This is a genomic window from Microcystis sp. M53603_WE2, assembly GCF_030065435.1.
Genome location: NZ_JASJFF010001194.1, coordinates 1 through 9,247, shown reverse-complemented (window position 1 = coordinate 9,247; position 9,247 = coordinate 1). Strand labels below are relative to the sequence as shown.

The following is a 9,247-nucleotide window of genomic DNA, read 5'->3' as shown; positions in this document are numbered from 1 at the left end:
GGTGCGATCGCAGAAGTTCTCCCCCGCAGTACCGAGATCGATCGGCCGGCCGTTGCCAATATCGAGCAGATTTTGCTAGTTTTTGCCCTTGCTGAACCCGTCCTCGATCCTTGGCTGATCAGTCGTTTTTTGGTGAAAGCCGAGTCCACAGGCTTAGAAATTGCGGTCTGTGTCAATAAAATCGATCTGGGGGAACCGGAACAAATAGAGGTCTGGGCCGATCGCCTAGCTGGTTGGGGATACCGGCCTTTTTTTGTCAGTGTGGAGAAAAATCGGGGATTTGAGGCTTTATTGGCACAATTAAACCATAAAATCACTCTCTTGGCCGGTCCATCGGGGGTGGGAAAATCGAGTTTAATTAATTGCCTAATTCCTGAGATTAATCAACGGGTGGGGGATGTGTCGGGAAAACTGCAAAAAGGTCGTCACACCACCCGTCATGTGGAGTTATTTGCTTTACCAAATCGGGGTTTATTGGCCGATAGTCCGGGGTTTAACCAACCGGATATTAACTGTTCACCGGAACAATTAACTTTTTATTTTCCGGAAGTGAGACAGCGTTTAGCTTTAGGAAATTGTCAATTTAATGATTGTACTCATCGTCGGGAACCTAACTGTGTGGTGAGGGGAGATTGGGAACGTTACCAACATTATTTAGAGTTTTTAGAAGAAGCGATCGCACGAGAACAGACATTACAGAAAACTAGCACAAAAGAGTCAAGTTTAAAGTTAAAAATTAAAGAAGCAGGTCAAGAAACCTACGAACCCAAATTAGCCAATAAAAAATATCGTCGTCCTTCCCGTCGCGGCAAAAATCAAGATCAGGAACGCTACGAAAATAAAACTCTCCAAGATATTTATAATGATGATTCTGAATAGAATCGGTTCGGTTGTCTTTATCTTCAGGGTCACTAAAGTAAGAATTGGGAAAAGATGTTAAGGGGTGTTATACTTTGAGTCCATTTGCTGCATTTTTTGATAGACTAATTCAGAAATTTTTGGGAAAATTTGCCAATTTTGAGCGTAGGCAGCATCTTGGGTAAATACAGCTAAAATATAGGCAACTTGACCATCATTAATATAAGCTACCTCACTACGACTGTCACTTGTCCAACCAGCTTTAGAAGCAAATTCTTGGATATTTTTAGGGTCACTGTTGGCAAAATATTCACCAAAAAATCCTTTAATGGGATTAAAATGACCTTGACCTTGATTCGGGTCAATATTTTTCCAGCTGCCATCTTGCATCATGTTTATTCTGTTCAAATAGTATCGCATCTCCTGACTAGATTCTGGTGATATAGCTTGTCCTGTAATAATTTCATACATTAATCTAGCAGCTTGTTCAGTTGTAATTTTATTTCTAATCGGATTTTTAGGATCATTGCCTCTCATTTTTAAATCAGCACCTTGAGGTTTAAACATTTTTTTAGAAGGAATGGGATAGGTTTTTTGGTTAATATTGATACCATTATAACCTGCATCAACAAAATATTGATTAAGTAGATTTCTTTTTTTTAACCACTCTTGATAGTCTGACTGGCTCATATTTTTATGATTTGATTTTGCTCCAGTGATAGCATCAACAATATTACTTGATTCTTCATTGTCTGACTTTCCGATCATTTCTTGAATTTCAATAGTATATTCTCCTATATCTCCTTGGTGATAATTAACATAACCGTACAGAGCAACTAGCCAAAAAAGCTTGACAACACTAGCAGGAAATCTTCCTATATTTCCTTGATAATTTTCGCTACTATTGGTTTTAAAATCGATTAAGCTAATTGATAATTTCTCAGTTGGTAAGTTATTCTCTGCAACATAATCAGTAACATTTTTAATAATAGATTGTAGTTGGTCGTTCCCCTTAAAATTTGGCGGTCTATCGGGAGTATAAATAAACGTTTTTTGAAAATTGATACGATTATTATGATCAGTAACAGGCAAAGATGGCAAGGCAATTTGTTGATTATTAAGTTCATTTTGCGAAGGGATAGGAGTTTTAAGTGTGGGTATATCTGGGGTTTTATTAATTATTGACTGAGGAGATTTTCTGTAAGATATGGAGGACTTATCATCAGTTACATTTGTTGTTTTCTGAGATTGATTGAAGATTAAAAAACCGACCACAGCAAAAGTCATCGCGACTAAGCTAGATATCAACAGAAACTTTATATCTGATATACCAGTATGGTATTCATAATTGTAGTTAGATGTCTCTGTTTTTTTGTTATCTGAGTTGTTTTTCATTTTTTTGTTTCTACTTTGTGATTAATTCAACTTATCTACGAGCTAAATTTTTAATGGTTCTATATTGAGCTATTTTCCATCGTCCCCGATCATTTTGGAGATTATAGCGAACCAATGAGGTAGTAAAAGCACTATTTTTTCGATCAATTTTACCCTGATTATTATAGAGGGTTCTTTCTTCAGTAACCACCACATCCACTGTAGCTTGATCACCAGAGGATGTAAAATTATTAACTGAATCTATTCTCTGAACTCCATAGATATAATAAGCACTATTATTAGCTAACCATTCGGAAGAACTTTCTTGACCATCAGAGCGTTTTATGTTGTAATCATAAGCTTTACCTGTAAGTAATTCTTCTCCTAAATAGGTTTGATAGGAGGGACCGAAAATATCTCTTTTTGCCTTTAACCAGCGCTCGATTAAATCCACCGCTTCTGAACGAGAAATAGAGTTAACTGTCTGTTGAGGAACAGGTGAATAGACGGGTTCAGGACTGGGGGAATAGACAGCTTCAGGACTGGGTGAGGTATCGATGACACCTTGGGTGATTTTAACTTGATTAAAGTATTTAATTAGTTGCCTTTGTAAATCTTGAGCGCGATTTAAGTCACTAAAAGTTGCTACCTGAATATTACCATCATTAACAAAAGCATCGCGACAAAAGTTATTTTTAACTCTCTCTAAACTATCCTCATCAGTTACTACAACTTTATAGTAAGTATCGGTGATATTCTCATCTCCACACACAGGTTTAGGAAACTCATTATTAATGGTAATATCTGAGTCTTGATTTTCTGGGGAAGGTGACGGAGAAATTGACTCATCTCCAGAATAATTTGAGAGATAATAACTTAAGACAAAACCACCTAAAATGCCAGTACCGATCATACTCCCTATAATTATCGCTTTCACCCATTCAGGTAACGTGCGGGGATTAGAAACAGGTTTTGAAGTTACAGGAGAAATTACTTGAGTAGGAGCGGGAGGAGCGGGGAGAACGATATTTGTTGCTACAATTGATGGGGTATTTTGTAGCGCTTCTAACATCTCTTTTGCGGTTAAATAACGTTCGTTAGAGCGCGGTGAAATAGTTTTATCTAGGACGGCTGCTAAACTGATATTAGTATCTAAAGCGAACTGCCGCCAATAAATTTTTCCTGTCATCGGATCGCTCTCTAGCATTTCAGGAGTTTTGCCAGTTAGTAGATAAATAGCCGTCAATCCTAAAGCATAGAGATCACTACTATAAACTGGACGACCGATCGCTTGTTCTGATGGCATAAAACCGGGAGTACCGATAACAATAGAATTAAGAGAATGCCCCGAATTAGAAACCACCGTTCCCATAGTTTCTTTAACTGCACCGAAATCAATTAGGAACGGTAAATTATCATAAATCCGTAGAATGATATTATCGGGTTTTATATCTCGATGGATAATTTTTTGTCCGTGAACATAAATTAAAACCTGTAGAATACTAACTAAAATCTCTTTGACTTGATCATCGGTAAAAACTCCTTTACTCTGTATTCTTTGGCTGAGAGTTTCTCCCTCGATAAATTCCTCGACTAAATAAAATTGATTATTTTCCTCAAAATAAGCGTATAGTTTGGGAATTTGGGGACTATTTTCGCTCAATTTTTCCAGGATAGCCGCTTCTCGCTCAAACCTTTCTTTGACGAGATTGTGAACCTGGGGATTGTCATTAATCGGTTTTAGCTGTTTAATCAGACAGAGACGTTTTGAAGGCATTTGGCTATCTTCTGCCAAAAAAGTCTCTCCGAAACCACCATCGGCAATTAATCGCAAGACTTTGTAACGATTTTGTAGAATTAAATCCGTCATGGGGAAATATTACTGTTTACTTAACAATCTCCACCGATAACTAATAACTGAGGTGATGGCAGGGCAAATCAGATAAAGAGGGTATTTAATTGACCATTTATGTGGATAATCTAAATCCATCTAGACCACCAATGTTGCATCCTGTAATAAAATTTAACATTTAGCAATAATGTCGGGGGCGTGTTTGCGGCAATAACCTTGAATAAAAAAACAAAATTAGCAATCTGCGCCCCACGCACCAGTTAAGTAAGTAATCTCAATTAATTGTGAGATAGTGGGACAGGGTTCTGGTTCTTTGTATTTTATCTTTAATTGTAACCGGCTACTTAGTTGATGATAGGTGGTGCGTTACGACGGATTGTTACCTTCAAGTCAAAGCAGCAATTTTGGCCGTCTAACGCACCCTACGTTTTACTTCTGACGTTGATGTTTTTAAGCATTATTGACCTTCTCACCTCTAAGAGCCGAAAATAAACAGAGACGACCCAAACCCAAGATTACTGGTGAGAAGTTTTCCTGACTGGGGGACTCTAGATTGCAACCAGCAAATTCTTGCTGTATTTCTGTTATAAAATAGGGCCAAATGGTTAAGAAAAAATTACCGCTAAAAATTATTTGATCGATATCCTCAAGACTTTTTTGCTGTTTTTCTAACAAATCATTAATTTTTTGTCTTAAATTATCTAGATATGGTATAATGACCTTCTTATTTAAATCGGTGCGACTGACCGTCCAAGTATGACCAGCTAGAGAGGAGGTAAATTCGCTTTCTTCTTGCAGGATTAATTTGGTTAATCTAGCGGCTGCCAGTAAAGATTTTTTTAAGGGATTAGTATCGGTGAGATCGGAGCGGGAAAGAGGCAAAAAAGAACGCCAGAGAGGATAAATTAAGTGAGAGAGTATGGCCCGTTCATAGGTGTTTTCCCCGTAGTTAAAATGGCTCAGAGCGATCGCTTGACGGGATAAAGAGCGAGTTTGCGGTGGGACTTCCACTATTGCTAAAGTGGTGGTCTCCCGCTTCCCTTCGATAACCAGTAGGGTTTGGGGTTGGGGTTGGTCGCTAGTGGGAATATGGGCCAGAGCAGTAGCGAGCGCTGTTTCTAGACTAGATAGGCGATCGGGGGGTATTAGTTGCGCTGTGAGAAGGGCTTTTTTCAGGTCATCCGTGGGGGTTTCCCCGTCATCGGTGATAATAATAGCTTCTAATCGATCTAGGGCTTCCCAGAGCCAAGAATCGGTGCTAAAATCCCGATTAGATAGCCAACTAATTAGATATTCTTCCACCTGAGAGCAGGGTAAGAGATCGCTTGTTCCCGTTGCCAGACTCCAAGAAAGAGGATAAAAATCGATCAGTCCCTGGCTTTCCCGAAAAAAGACAACTTTTACCCCCTCTGGTTGCACCTCCATTCCCAGGGACCAACGGGCAACTTCAGGGGTTGGAGCGGGCAACAATAAGGGAGAAAGCATCACTCTGGCCGATTCTAAATGTTGACGAGTGGCGATAATTGTCTCGGAAGTAACTTCTTGCGGGTTAACTAGAGAGGAAATCACCTTGGCAAGAATCCGATCGATCTCGGTCAGTAGGGAGTAAAAATCCTGTTTATCGGTCACTGGATCATTAAAAATACCCACAACTTTCCATTGTAGAATCACCTGCCTAAAACGAACAAAATTTAAATATTAAACCATGGAAGAAAAACGCTATCCTGCGGAAAAATCAGCAGAGATTCAAAAATTATTGGATACAGCCACCTTATTGGTCGGTTTGCCCCCTGAAACCCTCGATAAAGTTACTTCTCATGCTGTCACCCGAACTCATCCTGCTAATCGGGCGATTTTATTAGAAAATGATTGGGGTGGTTCGGTTTACTTTATTCTGGATGGTTGGGTGAAAATTCGTACTTACGATAGGTCGGGTAAAGAAGTCACCTTAAATATCGTCGGTAAAGGGGAAATAGTCGGAGAAATGGCCGCTTTAGACAAATCTACCCGCTCCAGCGATGCTATCACCTTAACCACGGCCACAATTAGCAGTATTCCCGCCCAAGATTTTGTTAATCTGCTCAAATCGGAGCCTTTAGCGGGAATTCGTCTTTCTCAGTTAATGGCCAAGCGTTTGCGTCAAGTTAACCGGCGTTTACGTTTGCGCGAGGCCGATAGTCTCTCCAGAGTCGCCGATACTTTACTCTTTTTAGCCGAAGGTCAAGGAGAAAAAAGCGGTCAGGGTGCGATAATTCCTAATTTACCTCACCGGGAATTGAGTGGTATTAGTGGCTTGGCCCGGGAAACCGTGACCCGCTCCCTGACCAAATTGCAGAAAAAAGGACTGATTCAACGACGGCAGGAATATCTCTGTATTCCCGATCTGGCCGCTTTAGAAAAAGTGATCACCTAAATTCAGTTATCAGTTATCAGTGATCAGTTATCAAAGACTGATTATCTATTCCTCCTATTGCCTTTTGCCTGTTGCCTATTGCCTTTTGCCTGTCCTGATATGTAGCCTATACTCAAAGGATTTAGTATGACTGAAAGATTAATCGGTTTTGGAGTGGTGCTGGTGACAACGGCCAGCGAAACGGAAGCGGAACACCTAGCGATCGCCTTACTTAACGAGCGCTTGGCAGCTTGTGTCAGTATTTACCCGATTCGTTCCATTTATCGTTGGCAGGGACAGATTGAAAACGAGAGCGAATGGCAATTAGTGATCAAAACCGATTTAAAGCAGTTTGAGCAGTTATCGGCGAAGATACAGGAACTTCATAGCTATGCCGTCCCAGAAATCATCGCTTTACCGATTGTGGCGGGTTCACAGACCTATTTAGACTGGTTAGCCTCCCATACAGGTGGGGTGTCAGAATAGACCAATCGGCAACTTGAGCGAAAAAAATCTATATAATTCTTAATAAACTATCTCAGGAAGCGCAAAAAGTTTTAATCTAGATGCTGATTAAATTTTTAAACATCTGGTTTTAAGACCGATCGCCTCCACGATTGGAGAACTCAGCACATCGTCAAGGGAGATAGTTAAAATCCAATGAGTCTTAAGGCAAGCGGTGGCAGCTCCTTAGCGCGTCCCCAACTCTATCAAACCGTCCCAGTATCTGCCATTACCCAAGCAGAACAACAAGACCGCTTTCTCGATAAACCCGAACTCAATGAACTGATCGCCTACTTCCAATCGGGGAGCAAGCGTTTAGATATTGCCCAAACGCTCACCCGGAACTCCGATCTGATCGTCTCGCGGGCAGCTAACCGGATTTTTACCGGTGGTTCACCCATGGCCTACCTAGAAAAACCCCCCGTGGAAGAATTGGCCCTGGTGGGTGCGGGTAAAGTTATCAACGTCCAGGAAGGGATGAAATTAGGAACCGTTACCTACGCTGAAAGCGGGTCTGGTGGCGGTAGTGGCATCCTCGGTGGCTTAAAGGGGATTTTCGCCTCTAGCGGCCCGATTCCCCCCGGATTCCGACCGATTAACGTCTCTCGTTACGGTCCGAGCAATATGCAGAAGTCCCTCCGGGATTTATCCTGGTTCCTGCGTTATATTACCTATGCGATCGTGGCTGGTGATACCAGTATCCTGATCGTTAATACCCGCGGTTTAAGGGAAGTTCTCGAAAATGCCTGTTCTATTGATGCCACCATCGTGGCCCTACAGGAAATGCGGGCCGCTTCGATCGAGTATTTCCAGAGAGACAAGGATGCGGCCACTTTAATCAGTGACTATTTCAATATCCTACTAGGGGAATTAAAAGCCCCCACCCCCTCTAATAAACTGCGTCAGCGTCCCAGTAGTGACCAACAGGGTTTAAGTCTTCCCCAAAGCTACTACAATGGTGCCGAAAAACGGCAAAAGTTTGTCATGAAAACCGGTTTATCGGAGTCGGAAAAATCTTCGATTATCAAGGCTGCCTACAGACAAATTTTTGAACGGGACATCACCCGCGCCTATAGTCAGTCCATTTCTGACCTAGAATCGAAGGTGAAAAACGGCGACATCTCGATGAAAGAATTCGTCCGTCGTCTCGGTAAATCGCCTCTCTATCGTAAACAGTTCTTTGAACCTTTTATCAATAGTCGCGCCCTAGAATTGGCTTTTCGTCATTTCCTCGGTCGCGGTCCTTCCTCCCGGGAAGAAGTGCAGAAATACTTCTCGATCGTCTCTAGCGGCGGTTTAGCGGCGTTAATCGATGCTTTAGTCGATTCTCAGGAATATTCCGACTATTTCGGCGAAGAAACCGTTCCCTATCTCCGGGGTTTGGGTGCAGAAGCGCAGGAATGTCGCAACTGGGGGATGCAGATCGACCTGTTTAACTACAGCGCACCTTTCCGCAAAGTTCCCCAATTTATCACCACCTTTGCTAAATACGATCGCCCCTTACCGGATCAGCACGTTTACGGTTCCGGAAATGATCCCCTAGAAATCCAATTTGGGGCAATTTTCCCGAAAGAAACCCGCGAACCTAGTTCTAGTCCCGCTCCCTTCGGTAAAGATACCAAACGTATCCTCATCCACCGCGGACCTGCCACTAATAACCAAAATAGCAACCCCGGCGCCCGAGGTGAATTCCCCGGTACTTTGGGACCGAAAGTTTTCCGTCTCAATAACGAGTTACCCGGTTCTAGCAATGGAGTAAGCGTTAAATTTGGCGAAAGTTCCACCCAAAGAGTGATTTTAGCGGCTTATCGTCAGGTTTTCGGTCGAATGCCCTACGAAGGTCAGCGTTTATCCGTGGCCGAGATTAAGTTAGAAAATGGCGATATTACTCTGCGCGAGTTTATCAAAACCCTAGCTAAATCCGAGGCTTTCCGGAAAATCTACTGGACTCCTCTCTATGTGGTGAAAGCGATCGAATATATTCACCGTCGTCTGCTCGGTCGTCCCACCTACGGTCGTCAGGAAATGAATCAATACTTCGATCTTTGCTCGAAAAAAGGCTTCTATGCTTTAATCGATGCCCTTATCGACAGTCCTGAATATACGGAAGCTTTTGGTGAAGATACGGTTCCCTACGAGCGCTATCTAACTCCCCAAGGGATGCAGTTACGGATGGTGCGTTTGGGCAATCTCCGCGAAGATATCGGCCAAAGAGTTGATAAAGAGGAAACCCCGCGCTTTATTGAATTGGGTACACCTTCGGTCTC

7 protein-coding genes are annotated in these 9,247 nt (G+C 42.0%); 4 read left to right on the top strand and 3 right to left on the bottom strand.

What is annotated here, in order from left to right:
* On the top strand, window positions 1-879 hold an 879-nt coding region (gene rsgA / locus PX481_RS25030; protein ID WP_288096649.1), incomplete at its 5' end, for a small ribosomal subunit biogenesis GTPase RsgA.
* A 57-nt stretch (window positions 880-936) separates the two neighbouring features.
* Here rsgA and PX481_RS25025 read toward each other — a convergent pair.
* The 3 genes from PX481_RS25025 to PX481_RS25015 all read right to left on the bottom strand — a co-directional run bounded on the left by PX481_RS25025 (window position 937) and on the right by PX481_RS25015 (window position 5,734).
* Window positions 937-2,253: a serine hydrolase gene (locus PX481_RS25025; protein WP_079209727.1), complete on the bottom strand. Its 1,317-nt coding sequence runs from the start codon at window positions 2,251-2,253 to the stop codon at window positions 937-939.
* A gap of 31 nt (window positions 2,254-2,284) precedes the next feature.
* A complete protein-coding gene (locus tag PX481_RS25020) occupies window positions 2,285-4,102 on the bottom strand; it encodes a protein kinase domain-containing protein (RefSeq protein WP_288096645.1) in 1,818 nt (605 codons plus the stop codon).
* A 432-nt stretch (window positions 4,103-4,534) separates the two neighbouring features.
* Window positions 4,535-5,734, bottom strand: coding sequence for an acetate and sugar kinases/Hsc70/actin family protein (locus PX481_RS25015; RefSeq protein ID WP_043999037.1), 1,200 nt, complete (start codon window positions 5,732-5,734; stop codon window positions 4,535-4,537).
* Between the two features lie 55 nt (window positions 5,735-5,789).
* Here PX481_RS25015 and PX481_RS25010 point away from each other — a divergent pair, with 55 nt between their 5' ends.
* From PX481_RS25010 to PX481_RS25000, 3 genes are all read left to right on the top strand, one after another.
* Window positions 5,790-6,497, top strand: coding sequence for a Crp/Fnr family transcriptional regulator (locus tag PX481_RS25010; protein WP_002758776.1), 708 nt, complete (start codon window positions 5,790-5,792; stop codon window positions 6,495-6,497).
* A gap of 126 nt (window positions 6,498-6,623) precedes the next feature.
* On the top strand, window positions 6,624-6,962 hold the full coding sequence (gene cutA / locus PX481_RS25005; RefSeq protein WP_002758777.1) for a divalent-cation tolerance protein CutA: 339 nt from the start codon (window positions 6,624-6,626) through the stop codon (window positions 6,960-6,962).
* Window positions 6,963-7,136: 174 nt separating this feature from the next.
* Window positions 7,137-9,247: phycobilisome rod-core linker polypeptide (locus PX481_RS25000; protein WP_288096639.1), on the top strand; the 2,111-nt coding region annotated here is incomplete at its 3' end.